The 14,899-nt window shown below is 59.0% G+C and carries 15 protein-coding genes; 7 read left to right on the forward strand and 8 right to left on the reverse strand.

Translation table 11 applies throughout. The features are described 5' to 3' along the window. Positions 1-47 precede the first annotated feature (47 nt). Together dcp and guaD are read right to left on the reverse strand one after the other, a co-directional pair. On the reverse strand, positions 48-2,099 hold the full coding sequence (gene dcp, locus C1N84_RS09535) for a peptidyl-dipeptidase Dcp (RefSeq protein ID WP_264441267.1): 2,052 nt from the start codon (positions 2,097-2,099) through the stop codon (positions 48-50). A gap of 50 nt (positions 2,100-2,149) precedes the next feature. Next, on the reverse strand, positions 2,150-3,508 hold the full coding sequence (gene guaD, locus C1N84_RS09540; protein WP_159378174.1) for a guanine deaminase: 1,359 nt from the start codon (positions 3,506-3,508) through the stop codon (positions 2,150-2,152). A gap of 373 nt (positions 3,509-3,881) precedes the next feature. On the opposite strand from guaD, the gene ydfG reads away from it, so the two are divergent. After that, positions 3,882-4,628 (forward strand): bifunctional NADP-dependent 3-hydroxy acid dehydrogenase/3-hydroxypropionate dehydrogenase YdfG, encoded by a 747-nt coding sequence (gene ydfG, locus C1N84_RS09545; RefSeq protein ID WP_010618462.1) that lies wholly within the window; start codon positions 3,882-3,884, stop codon positions 4,626-4,628. Positions 4,629-4,673: 45 nt separating this feature from the next. Here the strand turns inward: ydfG and C1N84_RS09550 are convergent, their stop codons facing one another. After that, positions 4,674-5,000 (reverse strand): YnfA family protein, encoded by a 327-nt coding sequence (locus tag C1N84_RS09550; RefSeq protein WP_136548558.1) that lies wholly within the window; start codon positions 4,998-5,000, stop codon positions 4,674-4,676. Positions 5,001-5,133: 133 nt separating this feature from the next. Here C1N84_RS09550 and C1N84_RS09555 point away from each other — a divergent pair, with 133 nt between their 5' ends. Both C1N84_RS09555 and C1N84_RS09560 read left to right on the forward strand, forming a co-directional pair. Beyond that, entirely contained in the window at positions 5,134-5,469 is a 336-nt protein-coding gene (locus tag C1N84_RS09555; protein WP_010618460.1) for a DUF1283 family protein, read from the forward strand. A 52-nt stretch (positions 5,470-5,521) separates the two neighbouring features. After that, positions 5,522-5,818 carry a DUF1161 domain-containing protein gene (locus C1N84_RS09560; RefSeq protein ID WP_264441268.1) on the forward strand — a complete coding sequence of 99 codons (297 nt, stop codon included), beginning with the start codon at positions 5,522-5,524 and terminating at the stop codon, positions 5,816-5,818. Between the two features lie 31 nt (positions 5,819-5,849). Here the strand turns inward: C1N84_RS09560 and C1N84_RS09565 are convergent, their stop codons facing one another. Together C1N84_RS09565 and C1N84_RS09570 are read right to left on the reverse strand one after the other, a co-directional pair. Beyond that, the gene (locus C1N84_RS09565) at positions 5,850-7,310 is read right to left on the reverse strand and encodes an MDR family MFS transporter (protein WP_058769781.1); all 1,461 of its coding nucleotides are present in this window, start codon (positions 7,308-7,310) and stop codon (positions 5,850-5,852) included. Between the two features lie 119 nt (positions 7,311-7,429). Next, a complete protein-coding gene (locus tag C1N84_RS09570; protein ID WP_264441269.1) occupies positions 7,430-7,654 on the reverse strand; it encodes a hypothetical protein in 225 nt (74 codons plus the stop codon). A gap of 38 nt (positions 7,655-7,692) precedes the next feature. Here C1N84_RS09570 and C1N84_RS09575 point away from each other — a divergent pair, with 38 nt between their 5' ends. The 4 genes from C1N84_RS09575 to osmV are packed head-to-tail and all read left to right on the forward strand — an operon-like array spanning position 7,693 to position 11,145. After that, positions 7,693-8,409 (forward strand): ABC transporter permease, encoded by a 717-nt coding sequence (locus tag C1N84_RS09575; protein ID WP_021506071.1) that lies wholly within the window; start codon positions 7,693-7,695, stop codon positions 8,407-8,409. 16 nt (positions 8,410-8,425) lie between these two features. Then, entirely contained in the window at positions 8,426-9,352 is a 927-nt protein-coding gene (locus tag C1N84_RS09580) for a glycine betaine ABC transporter substrate-binding protein (RefSeq protein WP_088515792.1), read from the forward strand. 9 nt (positions 9,353-9,361) lie between these two features. Further along, positions 9,362-10,009: an osmoprotectant ABC transporter permease OsmW gene (gene osmW / locus C1N84_RS09585; RefSeq protein WP_021506073.1), complete on the forward strand. Its 648-nt coding sequence runs from the start codon at positions 9,362-9,364 to the stop codon at positions 10,007-10,009. Next, positions 10,009-11,145, forward strand: coding sequence for an osmoprotectant ABC transporter ATP-binding protein OsmV (osmV, locus tag C1N84_RS09590; protein WP_021506074.1), 1,137 nt, complete (start codon positions 10,009-10,011; stop codon positions 11,143-11,145). Before osmW ends, osmV begins: the two co-directional genes overlap by 1 nt. A gap of 51 nt (positions 11,146-11,196) precedes the next feature. Here osmV and C1N84_RS09595 read toward each other — a convergent pair whose 3' ends face one another. The 3 genes from C1N84_RS09595 to C1N84_RS09605 all read right to left on the reverse strand — a co-directional run bounded on the left by C1N84_RS09595 (position 11,197) and on the right by C1N84_RS09605 (position 14,777). After that, a complete protein-coding gene (locus C1N84_RS09595; RefSeq protein ID WP_058758529.1) occupies positions 11,197-12,573 on the reverse strand; it encodes a nucleobase:cation symporter-2 family protein in 1,377 nt (458 codons plus the stop codon). A gap of 179 nt (positions 12,574-12,752) precedes the next feature. Continuing rightward, positions 12,753-13,454: a dethiobiotin synthase gene (bioD, locus tag C1N84_RS09600; protein ID WP_132462543.1), complete on the reverse strand. Its 702-nt coding sequence runs from the start codon at positions 13,452-13,454 to the stop codon at positions 12,753-12,755. Between the two features lie 105 nt (positions 13,455-13,559). Further along, the gene (locus C1N84_RS09605; protein ID WP_211724453.1) at positions 13,560-14,777 is read right to left on the reverse strand and encodes a sugar metabolism global transcriptional regulator Mlc; all 1,218 of its coding nucleotides are present in this window, start codon (positions 14,775-14,777) and stop codon (positions 13,560-13,562) included. Positions 14,778-14,899: the final 122 nt, after the last annotated feature.

Genomic DNA, 14,899 nt, shown 5'->3' on the forward strand with positions numbered 1-14,899 from the left:
GCAGGCCCGCCAGCTGCACCGCTGGCTGGCCCTTCGGTTACGGCGCGTTACGCCTCGTCGAGGCCGCGGTGTTTCAGCATCGGCCCGATGTCCGGCGCTTTACCGCGCCAGGCCAGCCACAGATGCTGCAGATCGCTGCTGTTACCGCGCGACAGAATCTGCTCACGGAAGCGCTGACCATTTTCGCGCGTCAGACCGCCCCGCTCGACAAACGCCTGATAGCCATCGTCGGCCAGCATCTGCGTCCAGATATAGGCGTAATACCCGGCCGCATAGCCGCCACCCCAGATATGACGGAAGTAGCTGGAGCGATAGCGCGGCGGCACGGCACTCAGGGCAATATTCTCCGCCGCCAGCGCCTGCTGCTCAAAATGGCTGACATCCTGCGGATTATCGTGCGGTGACAGCGAGTGCCACTGCAAATCAAGCAGTGCCGCCGCCAGCAGTTCGGTCATGTCATAGCCTTTGTTGAATTTCGCGGCGCGCACCATTTTGTCGCGCAGCGCAGCGGGCATCGCTTCACCGGTCTGATAATGACGTGCATAGTGGGCAAACACCTGATCCTGACTGGCCCAGTGTTCGTTGATTTGCGACGGAAACTCGACAAAATCACGCGGTGTGGCGGTGCCGGACAGGCTGGCATAGCGCTGGGTGGCGAACAGGCCGTGCAGCGTGTGGCCAAACTCATGGAAAAGCGTGATCACCTCATCCCAGCTGAGCAGTGCCGGCTGACCGGGCTGCGGCTTGCTGTAATTGCAGACGTTGTAAATCACCGGCCGGCTTTCCAGCAGCGTCGACTGGTCGACGAAATTGCCCATCCATGCGCCACCGCTCTTGTTATCCCGTGTGAAGAAGTCGGTGTAGAACAGCGCTAACGGTGCATCGTCGGCATCGAAAATCTCATAAACGTTGACGTCGGGATGGTAGACCGGCAGATCGTGGCGCTGTTCAAAGCGAATGCCATACAGCTGGCTGGCACACCAGAACACGCCCTTTTCCAGCACAGTGTTGAGCTCAAAGTAGGGGCGGATTTGCCCTTCGTCCAGCGCGTATTGCGCGGTGCGTACCTGTTCCGCATAGTAATTCCAGTCCCAGGCGCGCAGCGGGAAGCTGTGGTTTTGATCGGCGATCAGCTGCTGAATATCCGCCGCTTCACGCCCGGCGCGCGCCGTCGCGGCGGGCACGATGTTGCGCATAAAGGACTGGGCGGCTTCCGGCGTTTTCGCCATCTGATCCTGCAGGCTCCATGCTGCGAAGCTGTCGAAGCCCAGCAGACTGGCCTGCTGCGCACGCAGTTGCGCCATGCGCGACACGATGGCGCGCGTGTCGTTGTCGTCACCCTGCTCGCTGCGCGTCAACGCCTGCTGAAACAGCGCTTCGCGCGTGGCGCGCACCGTCAGCGACTGCAGCACCGGCTGCTGGGTGGTATTTTGCAGAGGGATTAGCCATGCGTCGTGCAGCCCGCGCGCCTCGGCGGCATCCTTCGCCTGTGCCAGCGCCGCCGGCGACAGGCCGTCCAGCGCCGCCGCGCTGCTGACGGTATAAGCCGCGGCGTTAGTTGCCGCCAGCAGCCGGTTACCGAAACGCGTGCCCAGACTGGCCAGCTCCTGGTTACAGGCGCGCAGTTGCGCTTTATCGCTCTCACTCAGGCTGGCGCCGGCCAGCTGAAAGCGCTGCCAGGTGACTTCCACCAGCCGCATCGCTTCGGCATCCGGGCACTGCGAGCCGCGCTGCCGATACACGCTGTCGAGCCGCGCAAACAGCGCCGGGTTAAGGTAGATTTCGTCATTGAGCGCCGTCAGCTGCGGCGTGATCAGCTCATCAACCTGCTGGAGCCGCTCGCTGGTATTGGCTGAGGTCATCGCGGCAAAAACGGGGTACACCCGGTTTAGCAGGCTACCGCTGCGCTCCAGCGCTTCATAGGTATTGGCAAAGGTTGCCGGCTCGGGGTTGCTGGCAATGGCCGCCACTTCCTGGCGCTTTTCGGCAATTCCGGCTTCCAGCGCCGGCAGGAAATGCGCTTCGTCGATCAGATCAAACGGCGGTGTCTGGTACGGCAACGGGCTGACGTTAAAAAACGGATTGGCACGTGAAGTCATTATCGCTCCTGATAATCAGCAACGCCGCAGCCACCTGCGGCGGGATGCTTTTATCCTGGCAGTTTCGTCGCCTGGCAACAACCTTGCGCGTGCGTATGGCTTTCCCGCTGCCACACGCACTTACCGTTGACCCAGGTTTGCGCGATGTTACGGTCATCACCCAGCGTCATCAGGACAAACAAACGCTGATGGATATCGTCGCTGTTGGCCATGCGCAGCTGCTGCAGTGGTGATACGGCAGGATCGATCACCACAAAATCTGCCTCTTTACCGGGGTTGAAGTTGCCGATTTTGTCATCAAGATCCAGCGCATGGGCGCCGCCCAGCGTAGCGTGGTAAATCGCTTCTGCAGCGCTGAGTTTGTACTGCTGCAGTTGCCCCACCTTATAGGCTTCACCCAGCGTCTGCAGCATATTGAAGGTAGTGCCGGCGCCAACATCGGTGCCCATGCCCATGCGCACGCGCTGCTGCCAGCGGCGTTTAAGATTGAACAGCCCGCTGCCGAGGAACAGGTTGGAGGTCGGACAAAAGGCCATCGCCGAATCGGTGTCATGCAGGCACTGCCATTCGCGATCCTCCAGATGCAGGCAGTGGGCAAATACGCTGCGTTTGCCGGTGAGCTGATGCTGGTGATACACATCAAGATAGCCGTCATGGGCGGGAAACAGCGTTTTTACCCAGGCGATCTCCTGCTGATTTTCGCTGAGATGGGTATGCAGCCAGGTGTCGGGAAACTCGTTTTTCAGCTGCTGCACTTTTTCCAGCAGCTGCGGCGATGAGGTCGGCGCAAAGCGCGGCGTCAGCGCATAACCGAGACGCCCGCGCTGGTGCCAGCGCTGAATCAGCTCACGCGTCTGCTGATAACTTTGCGCCGGCGTTTCGGTCAGTTCCGGCGGTGCGTGGCGATCCATCATTACCTTGCCGGCAATCAGCCGCATCTCCAGCTGTTCGGCGGCGCTGAACAGCGCGTCTACCGATTGCGGATGCACCGTACCAAACACCAGCGCAGTCGTGGTGCCGTTGGCCAGCAGCTGTTGCAGGAAAAACGCTGACATGCGCGCCGCGTGCGCCGCACAGTGGTACTGGCTCTCGACCGGAAAAGTGTACTGATTGAGCCACTCCAGCAGCTGTTCACCGAACGCGCCGATCATTTCGGTCTGCGGATAGTGAATATGGGTATCCACAAACCCCGGCAGGATCAGCTTGCCGCGCAGATCGATCACCTGCGTTGATTCCAGGTGTTGATGTGCCGGCTGCCAGCGCTCCAGACTCACCACTTTGCCGTCGCGCAGCGTCAGCAGACCGTCTTCGAGGTAGCGAGCCTGGTCGGCGAGGCCATCGGGCTGGTCGGCCAGCGCGGGGAAATCAAAAAAACTGGCGCGCAGGCGGGTTACAACAGAGTCAGACATGACGCTTCCTTCAGGGTGTAATGCAGGTTTCAGATAGATATAGCAAAGATATTGCAAACCGCATGCCAGGCAAGCCCATCCAACAATCACTTTAAATTCAGATGAATACACAATTTCAGCGCGATTATCGTCGCAAAAATTACAGGCAATCGTATGCGTAACCGATTGCCTGTTCGTGGTATTGCCCTTGCGCATTGCGCTGGCGTTATACGCCGGGAAAATGAACCTGATCGGGCACGCTCATGGTGCAGGGCTGCACCGCAAACGTGCAGGAAAGATTCTGCAACACGCCGCTCACGCTTTTCAGGAGCGCCGCTGCGGGGTTAATGCTAAGGTGTGGCAGAGAACCTGAAATCGTATAAGGAACAGTGAGATGATTATTTTTGTTACCGGTGCTACCGCCGGTTTTGGTCAAAGTATCACCCGCCGCTTCATTGCTACAGGTCACAAAGTGATCGCTAGCGGACGCCGTGCTGAGCGTTTGCAGGAATTAAAACAGGAACTAGGCGACAACCTGTACACCGTGCAGCTGGATGTGCGTAACCGCGCGGCTATCGAAGAAGCCATCGCCGCCCTGCCCGCCGAATGGCGTGATATCGATGTGCTGGTTAACAATGCCGGGCTGGCGCTGGGCGTCGAACCGGCACATAAAGCCAGCGTTGAAGACTGGGAAAATATGATCGACACCAACAATAAAGGGCTAGTGTATATGACGCGCGCCGTGCTGCCTGCCATGGTAGAGCGCAACGTCGGTCACATCGTCAACATTGGCTCAATTGCCGGCAGCTGGCCGTACGCCGGCGGCAACGTGTACGGGGCAACCAAGGCGTTTGTGCGCCAGTTCAGCCTCAACCTGCGCACCGACCTGCACGGCACCGCGCTGCGCGTCACCGATATCGAGCCTGGCCTGGTGGGCGGCACCGAGTTTTCGAACGTGCGCTTCAAAGGTGACGATGGCCGCGCGGATGCGGTGTATGAAGGCACCACAGCGCTGACGGCGGAAGACGTGACGGAAGCGGTCTATTGGGTGACCACGCTGCCGAAGCACGTCAACATCAACACGCTGGAAATCATGCCGGTGACACAAACCACCGCCGGACTGAAAGTGTTTAAAGGATAAGCAAGCTGCGCGTGGCGGCCCGTCGGGTCGCCCTGCGCGGCCGGTTCAGGCCTTGCCCCAGCCGATAACGATAATCAGCATGCCGCTGAACGCCACCAGCGCACCGCCCCAATCCCACGCACTCAGTTTGACGCCATCGACCAGCCGCAGCCAGATCAGCGCCGTTAACACATACACGCCGCCATAAGCCGCATACACCCGGCCGCTGGCTGCCGGATGCAGTGTCAGCAGCCAGACAAACAGCGCCAGGCTGGCTGCGGCCGGTAACAATAGCCAGGCGCTCATGCCGCGCTTCAGCCACAGCCACGGCAGAAAACAGCCGGTGATCTCGGCAATCGCAGTGATAAAAAACAGCAGCGCGGTTTTCACCAGCATACAAAGTCTCTCTGATCGTTAAACAAACCGCTCACCGCTGGTGAGCAAAGAAGCAGCGATGATATACTGGCAGACAGTGTTGTGACAGCCGCCCTGCGCGCTGTGCTGGAGTTAACGAAAGGAAATGACGATGAAAAAACTGTTTTCCGCCCTGCTGGCTACCACGCTGACCGCCAGCGTATTGCTGACTGCGCCGCTGGCTGTCGCTAAGACGGATCGCCTGATTATCGAAGATGGCAACAACGCGGCCAGCAACGAGGCGGCGCGTCAGAGCAAAGAGCAGTGGAACGATACGCGCAACCTGCGTAACAAGGTAAATACCCGCGTGGAGAAAGAGTTCGATAAGGCAGACCGGGCCTTTGATACCCGCGACGCCTGCGAAAAAAGCTACAACGTTAATGCGTACTGGGAACCGAACACCCTGCGCTGCCTCGATCGCCGCACCGGCCGTCCGCTGGCGCCGTAACGCGCGCCAGCTGCTATAGTTTTCACGGGAATGACGCAACAAGGAGTGAGTGATGAAAAAACGTAATGCAGTTGTGTTGCTAATGGCGCTGGCGTTACCGCTGGCGGTGCAGGCGTCCTGCGAAAGCGTGCGCGCCGATATCAGCAAAAAGATCATCAACAATGGCGTGGCGGAATCGGATTTTACGCTGGATATCGTGCCGAACGATCAGGTTGATCAGGCAGGCGGTCAGGTCGTTGGCCACTGTGAAAACGACACGCAGAAAATCGTTTATAAGAAAAACGGTCACGATGCGGACAGCAGCGTGCCGGACAGCGCGGGCAGTTCGCAGGATGCTCCCGCACAGTAATCCCTTCGGGCGGCTGGTCGGCCGCCCTGCTTTATTCCGCTTCCGGCCGCTGACGCGGCATCAGCCACGCAATCCACAACGTCAGCAGCGCAATCAGCAATGCCACCACAAATACCCAGTGCAGCGAACTGGCAATCTGCCCGGTCCAGAAGTGTAACTGTTCCTGCGGCAGCGCCTGACGGCTCTCCGGTGCCATAATTTTCTGCATCGGATCGCTGGCCTGCGGCAGCCGCAGCGACAGGTTAAGGTTGAGCACCGCGCCCATTATCGCCGTGCCGATGGCTGAACCCAGCATGCGGCTGAACATGATCGAGGCGGTGCAGATGCCGCGAATTTCATAGTGCGCATGATTTTGTACCGACACCAGAAAGGTGGTGCTGGTCATGCCCATCCCGGTGCCAATAACAAACGCCGTCAGCCCGGCCTGCATGATGCTGCTGTCGGCGCGCAGCAGCAGTAGCAGCGCGCTGCCGGCAATCAGTAAAAACGCGCCGAGCTGCGCGGTAAAGCGATACGAGGTGATCAGCATCAGGCGCCCGCTGAGCGTACTGGCCAGCGGCCAGCCAATTGACATCATCGCCAGCGCGCTGCCCGCCTGCAGCGGCGTGCCGCCAGTAATGCCCTGAATCCACGTCGGCAGAAATGCGCTGATGCCCATCATGGTGGCCCCGATAATCAGGTTCCCGGCATTGCCGGCCACAATCAGGCGGCTGCGCCACAGCGCCAGCGGAAACAGCGGCGCATCGGCGCGCTGCTCGTGATGTTTCAGCCGCCAGCCGGCCAGCAGCGCCAGCGCCAGGAACGGCACCAGCCAGAAACCCAGCGCTTCCGCCTGTAACAGCGCCACCAGCAATGCGGTGACGCTGATCATCAACCAGCAGCTGCCGGTCAGATTCAGCGTTGCGCCCTGATGCTGTTCGCGCGCCGGCAGAAAACGCGCCAGCAGCAGCATGGAGAGCAGACCAATCGGCACGTTTACCCAGAAAATCACCGACCAGTTAAAGTGCTGAACCAGCCAGGCACCGCTCAGCGGACCGATGACGGCCGCGACGCCCCAGACGCTGGAGAGCCAGCCCTGCACGCTGGCGCGCTCGCGCGGCGAGTAAATGTCCGCCACGATGGTGGTGGTCAGCGGCATAATCGCCCCGGCACCGAGGCCCTGAAAGGCACGAAACACAATCAGCCACGTCATACTATGGGCAAAACCGCACAGCACCGAGCCCAGCAAAAACAGCGTTACGCCGATGAAAAATAATCGTTTGCGGCCCCAGATGTCCGCCAGTCTGCCATACAACGGGACGCTTACCGCCTGCGTCAGCAGATAAATAGAAAATACCCAGCCAAACTGCGCGAAACCGCCAAGATCGGCAATGATGGTTGGCATGGCCGTGGCCACAATGGTGACCTCAATGGCAGCCATAAACATCGCCAGCATGCAGGCAATCAGAATCCAGTGGCGATGTTCCGTTTGTAATTGTGCGCTTTCAGTCATACGTCTCCCTTTTTCTTACAAGGCTAGTCGAAATTTCGCCGACTCAGTTTCCTCTGCGTGCGCCTGTTTGTGACAATGTCACCTATCTTGATGAAAATTTTTTATTGTCGAACGACACCTTATTTCATGCGGGTTTCGCTTAGTTTTACCACTTTTGTATCTACCTGATTTTGCCGTGAAAACTGGCAATGATCATCAAGCATTGCTATAGCTCTAAAGGCAGTTTCTGGTTTTTCACTGTGAAAAAGCCGGGAAACAGTCATTTTAACTGCAATTTGACAGCGTGCTGGATTTTCGTCTGTGTATTGCACCGCATAACGCCGGTATGCTGAAGATAACGTCATAAAATCAATCGATTTTTTCAATCAGGGAGACGCACGCTATGCACAATGCATCGCTCGCCCGACGTGCCGGGCTGGCACTGCTCGCCATCGTGGTGGTGATAGCCCTGCTGGTGTGGGGATTAGGGCTGGATACGCTGCGCGACCGCAAGGTGGATTTACTTTACCTTGGGCAGCAACACCTGTACTTAGTGTTCTGGTCGATGTTATGCGCTTTACTGGTTGGCATCCCGAGCGGGATTTTGCTCAGCCGTCCCTTTGCCCGTCGCTGGGCTGAATATGTGATGCAAATCTTCAACGTCGGTAACACGCTGCCGCCGCTGGCTGTGCTGGCGCTGGCGATGGTGATTGTCGGCATTGGCGATCGCCCGGCGCTGATCGCCTTGTTCCTCGCCTCGCTGCTGCCAATTGTGCGCAACACCTATGCCGGTCTGAGCGCGGTGCCGCCGTCGCTGATTGAAGCCGCCAACGGTATCGGCATGACCAAACTGCAGCGGCTGCGCCGGGTTGAACTGCCGAATGCGCTGCCGGTGATCCTCGCCGGGGTGCGCATCGCGACCGCGATTAACGTCGGCACCGCGCCGCTGGCCTTTTTAATTGGTGCCAGCAGCTACGGTGAGCTGATTTTCCCCGGTATTTATCTCAACGACTTCCCGACGCTGATCCTCGGCGCAGTGGCCACCGCCCTGTTTGCCCTGATCCTCGACATGCTGCTGGCAGCATTGGGACGCGTCCTCAGCCCGCACTCTGCGGCTTAACCCGGAGCATGTAATCATGGCCACTGCTAATCTGCTGGCGCGCTGGGTCAAACGCACCGCGCTGGCCCTGACCGCCACCTTAACCCTCAGTCACGGCGCGCTCGCCGCCACGCCCATTGTAATGGCGACCAAAAGCTTTACCGAGCAACATATCCTGTCTGCGATGACGGTGATGTGGCTGCAAAAGAAAGGTTTTCAGGTCATCCCGAAAACCAACATCGCCACCACCATCGGGCGCAACGCGATGATCAATAAGCAGATTGATATGACGTGGGAATATACCGGCACCTCGCTGATTATTTTTAACCATATCAACAAGCCGATGTCGTCTGAAGAGGCGTACAAAACCGTTAAACAGCTGGACGCGAAGCTGGGACTGGTGTGGCTCAATCCTGCCCCGATGAACAACACCTACGCGTTTGCCATGCAGCGCCAGCGCGCTGAGGCGGAAGGCATCAGCACCATGTCGCAGCTGGTGGCGAAGCTGGAACAGGTACGCAACACCGATCCGGATCATAACTGGAAACTCGGTCTCGATCTGGAGTTTGCCGGCCGCTCGGATGGTCTGAAACCGCTGCAAAAAGCCTACAACATGCCGCTGGATCGCCCACAGATTCGTCAGATGGACCCCGGTCTGGTCTACAACGCAGTACGCGACGGCTTTGTCGATGCCGGACTGATCTACACCACCGATGGCCGGGTAAAAGGCTTTGATTTGAAAGTACTGGAGGATGATAAGCACTTCTTCCCAAGTTACAACGTCACGCCAGTAGTGCGTCAGGATGTCCTGGAAAGCCATCCTGGCCTTGAGGCCGCGCTGAATGCGCTGTCGCCGCTGATCACCGATGAAGCCATCACCGAGATGAACAAGCGCGTCGATATCGATCACCAGTCGCCGCAGCAGGTGGCGCGTGATTTCCTCAAATCCAAAAACATGCTGTAAGGAGGCGCAATGGATACCCTGCATTACATCATGGATAACTGGAACACCCTGCTGGCGCTGACCTGGCAGCATACCTGGCTGGTGTTGGTGGCAGTAGGTTTTGCCATCCTCGTCGGTGTGCCGCTGGGCATTCTGATTGTCCGCTTCAAATGGCTGGCAACACCGGTGCTGGGCATCGCCACCATCGTGCTGACCATCCCGACCATTGCGCTGTTTGGTCTGATGATTCCGCTGTTTTCACTCATCGGTCAGGGTATTGGCGCCCTGCCGGCGATTACCGCGGTGTTCCTCTATTCACTGCTGCCGATTGTGCGTAATACCCATACCGCGCTGGAAAATCTGCCGCCCGGGCTGCGCGAAGCCGGTCGCGGTATCGGCATGACCTTCTGGCAGCGCCTGCGCTGGGTGGAAATTCCGATGGCGCTGCCGGTGATTTTTGGCGGTATCCGCACCGCCGTGGTGATGAACGTCGGCGTGATGGCGATTGCGGCTGTGATCGGTGCCGGCGGCCTGGGCCTGCAACTGCTGGACGGCATCAGCGGCAGCGATGTGCGTATGCTAATAGCCGGCGCACTGATGATCTGTTTACTGGCGATTATTCTTGACTGGCTGCTGCACCGTCTGCAGTCGGCGCTGACTCCTAAGGGGATTCGATAATGATAAAACTGGAAAACCTGACGAAAACCTTTACGCAAAAAAACGGCACCACGTTCAATGCCGTCGATAACGTCAGCCTGGAAGTGCCTGCCGGGGAGATGTGTGTGCTGCTGGGACCGTCCGGCTGCGGCAAAACCACCACGCTGAAGATGATTAACCGTCTGATCCCCGCCAGCAGCGGGCGGATTTTAATTAATGGCGAAGACACCAGCGGCCAGGATACTGTCACGCTGCGCCGCAACATCGGCTATGTGATTCAGCAGATTGGTCTGTTCCCGAACATGACCATTGAAGAGAACATTACCGTGGTGCCGCGCATGCTGGGCTGGGACAAAAAACGCTGCCGGGAACGGGCGACGGAGCTGATGAGCATGGTGGCGCTTGACCCGACGAAGTTTCTGCATCGCTACCCGCGTGAGATGTCGGGCGGCCAGCAGCAGCGCATCGGCGTGATCCGCGCGCTGGCGGCGGATCCACCGGTACTGCTGATGGATGAACCATTCGGTGCCGTCGACCCGATCAACCGCGAGGTGATTCAGAACGAGTTCCTCGATATGCAGCGCCAGCTGAAGAAAACCGTGATGCTGGTGAGCCACGATATTGATGAGGCGCTGAAGCTCGGTGACCGCATCGCGGTGTTTGGCCAGGGCAAAATCGTACAGTGTGCCAGCCCGGACGAACTGCTGGCGCAGCCGGCCAACGAATTTGTCGGCTCGTTCGTCGGTCAGGACCGTACGCTGAAACGTTTGCTGCTGGTGCAGGCGGGCGATGTCACCGATCAGCAGCCGACCATCACCGTGCAGCGCAGTACCCCGCTGCAGGAGGCGTTCGCGACCATGGACGACAACGACATGCGTTCGGTCACGGTGGTCGACGAAGATGGCAAACCGCTGGGCTTTGTCAAACGTCGTGAAGCGCGCGGCGCCACCGGCCGCTGCGAGGAGATGCTGCACACCTTTAAGGTCACCGGCAAAGCGGAGGAGAACCTGCGCGTGGTGCTGTCGAAGCTGTATGAACACAACACGGTATGGATGCCGATTGTCGATGAGGAAGGTCGCTACAGCGGCGAAATTTCGCAGGATTACATCGCGGATTACCTCAGCTCCGGCCGCACGCGCCGTCGTCTCAACCCGTAACCCCGACCGAACCGCGCCACGGAGGGCGCGATTCTGAAGGTAAGTTGTGCGTCAGTTGCTCTCTTCGACCGCGCCGACCGCAGCAACCGTTTTTGCTTCATTCGGCAGCACCACATTCAGCAGCATAGCGAGAATCCCGCCGGTGGTGACCGCATGACCAAACAGGTTGCTGACCAGCGGCGGAAACTGTTTCAGCACGTCCGGAACCGCTTCCACCCCGAGGCCGATGCCAAACGACACCGCCACAATCAGCATCTCACGCCGCCCCAGTGGTGCCTGCGTCATCACGCGAATACCGGCGGCGACCACGCTGCCAAACATCACCAGCGTTGCCCCGCCCAGCACCGGCGGCGGAATCTGCTGTAGCAGGTTGCCGACCAGCGGGAAGATGCCCAGCAGCACCAGCATCAGGCCAATCACCATCCCCACGTAGCGACTGGCGACGCCGGTCATCTGAATCACCCCGTTATTCTGCGCAAAGGTGGTATTGGGAAACGCCGAGAACAGTGCCGCCAGCAGGCAGCTGAGGCCATCGGCCAGAATCCCGCCCTGCAGCCGGCGCTGAAACCCGTCGCCTTCCAGCGGCTGGCGTGAAATCAGACAGTTGGCGGTCAGATCGCCCACCGCCTCAATCACGCAGATCACCGAGACCAGCGCGATTGGCACAAACAGCGTCCAGCTAAAATCAAAGCCAAAATGCAGCAGCGAAGGCAGCACCAGCCAGTGCGTCTCCGCCATCGGCTTCAGCGGCAGATGACCGCTCAGCGCCGCCGCGATGCAGCCCGCACCGATGCCGGCGACCACCGCCACCAGCCGCGCCCAGCGCGAGTGGGAACGGTTAAGCACGATAATCACCAGCAGGGTCAGCGCCCCCAGCGCCAGATTACCCGGCGCACCAAAATCGCGGGCGTTATGCCCGCCCGCCCAGTCGGTAATACTGACTTTTATCAGGCTGATACCAATCAGGGTGATCACCGTACCGGTCACCACCGGGGTCAGCACTTTTCGCAGCGGTGTGATGCAGCGGCTAATCAGCATCGGGATCAGCGCTGCCACCAGGTTGCAGCCGAATATCATGGCGAGGATCGCCTGCGGTGAACCGCCCTGCGCTTTCACCGTCATCCCCGCCGAGAGAATGACGCCGAGAAAGGCGAAGCTGGTGCCCTGCAGACAGATCATGCCTGCGCCAATGCCGCAGAAACGACGCGCCTGCAGAAAGGTGCCGAGTCCGGAAACCAGCAGCGACATGCTGATGAGATACGGAATCCAGGCCTGTAACCCCAGCACAGAACCGATAATCAGCGGCGGCGTGATGATACCGACCACGCTGGCCAGCACGTGCTGCAGGGCGGCAAAGAACGCCGGTGCAGGACCGATGCGGGCATCCAGCCCGTACAACAAACCTTTCTCTTCTTCTGGGTGCGACATAGCAGGGCTCCGGCAAACGATTTATCAGTTTGCCTGATGCATGAAACGCGCCAGGGCGACAGCGGACAGGGAAAATTCAGGACAGATGATTGAATATAAACAGGTTTACCGCATAAAAAAAAGCAGCCGCTCCTGAAACTTCGGATTCAGCTGCGTGCGATATGCCGCATTTTGTTTCATCAGGCGGCGGGCTTTGCACTCTCGCTGTGCAACGCATCACCCCCGAGTAACGTAATATCCAGATAACCACTCAAATCACGCTGTTCGGCGCGCGGCAGATAAGGCAATTCACCCAACAGCGGCGCGTTCAGCTTATCGCGCAGAACATCAATGATTTCAGCATAGTGCGCCAGACCGGGATTGATACGATTGGCGACCCAGCCCGCCAGCGTCAGGCCATCGGCGGCAATCGCTTCGGCGGTCAGTAAAGCGTGGCTAATGCAACCCTCTTTAATGCCCACCACCAGCACCACCGGCAGTTGCGCCTGCTGCACCCACTGCGACAGCGGCCGTAAGTCGTTCATCAGGCTGCGCCAGCCGCCCGTGCCTTCCACCACCACGCGTGCAGCGCGATCCTGTAAGCCAGCCAGCCCGCGATTGAGTAACGGATAATCGATGCGCTGCGCAGGGCTGGTGCTGATTTCATCCTCTTCCAGCGTCACGGGATTGACGTCGCTGTAGCTCAGCGTCAGACCGGATGCCTGTTGCAGCAGTACGGCATCTTTATTACGGAGCCCTTCCGGCGTGTGCTGCGCGCTTTTGGCAACCGGCTTGTAGCCAGCGGCACACAGATTCGCTTTGGCAAAGCACTGTAACAGTGCGCGGGAAACCACGGTCTTACCCACCGCGGTGTCGGTACCGGTGACAAAAATCGTTTTCACCTTTCTCCTCCTTCATTAAAGCGATGTGTAACCTGCAAAGGAGGCAGTTTAAGGATTTGTCCCAGGCAAGAGCTTGCGTTAGCGCAAACTTAAGGCGGGCTGGCGTTAGCCCTGCAACAGTTTTATCAGTAAATGGCCGCTATAGAGCGCGTCTTTGATCAGCGCCGCGCCGCCCAGCGTGCCGGGATCGTTGAAGGCCGCAGGGGTTAGCTGGATAGCCTGACTGTACGCCGGCAGGGCCTGCTGGCGAATGGTGCTGCTGACCGCCGGGAACAGCACGTCCGCCGCCTGGTTAAGCGGTGAACCGATAAGAATTTGTTGAGGATTAAAGATGTTGACCATCATCGCCAGCATGCGCCCGATATGATGACCGACGCCGGCAATAACGTCCCGCGCCAGCCGGTCGCCCTGCTGCGCAGCGGCACACAGCGAGGCCAGCGTCAGCGGCTGCTGGTGCAGCTGGCTGTCCGGCTGCGACGATAAACGCTGTGCCGCCAGCTGCAGCAGGCTGCCGGTGCTGGCCACCGTTTCCAGACAGCCATGGTTGCCGCAGTAACACTGCTGGCCGTAAGGATCGATCTGCGTATGACCGATCTCCACCAGCGCGCGTCCGCTTTTGTGCAGCAGCTGACCACCGCTGATCACCCCGGCGCCCACCGTTTCGTCAATGACAATCTGAATCACGTCCTGCGCACCCCGTGAAGCACCAAACAGCGCCTCTGCCAGCGTCCATGCGGAGATATCGTGCTGGACAAATACCGGCAGCCCGGTGCGCTGCGCCAGGGTTTCGCCCAGCGGCATATCCTGTACGTCATAGCCCGGCATACGGTGCACCACGCCGGAGGCGGCGTTGATCAGTCCCGGCAGGGTAATGGCGATAGCGGTGAGACGTTCAAGTTTTTGCTGATGGCGAATGAAAAAGGCGTTGACCAGCTCCTGCAGCGTCTGCAGCAGCGGCGTGTCGGCGCTGGCGGGCAGCGGCAGGCGATCTTCCTGTAGCGCACGGCTGCTGAGATCGCGCAGCGTCAGGGTGATGAACCCCGGCTGGAGGCGAACAGCCAGATAGTGCCAGGCCAGGGTATCGAGGATCAGCCCTATCGCCGGCCGTCCGCGACTGCCCGGCTCCTGAAACTCGGTTTCCTGTACCAGATGCGCATCCAGCATTTCACGCACAATTTTGGTGATGCTGGCCGGGGCCAGCTGGGCACGTTTCGACAGCTCGATCCGCGAAATCGGACCGTAATGGTCAATCAGACGATACACTGCACCGGCATTGGTCTGTTTTATTTGGTCAATATGGCCAGGCTGACTGTCCAGATTCACGCCCTGCTCCCGGATATTTTCGCGCTTCTAAATAAACAGCAGCTATGGTGATGCAGATTGGCGCGCAGCGTCAAATATTTGATTAGAAATGTGATTTATCGCACACAAAGAACGCGGTTTTC

The organism is Pantoea sp. SGAir0418, assembly GCF_043529865.1.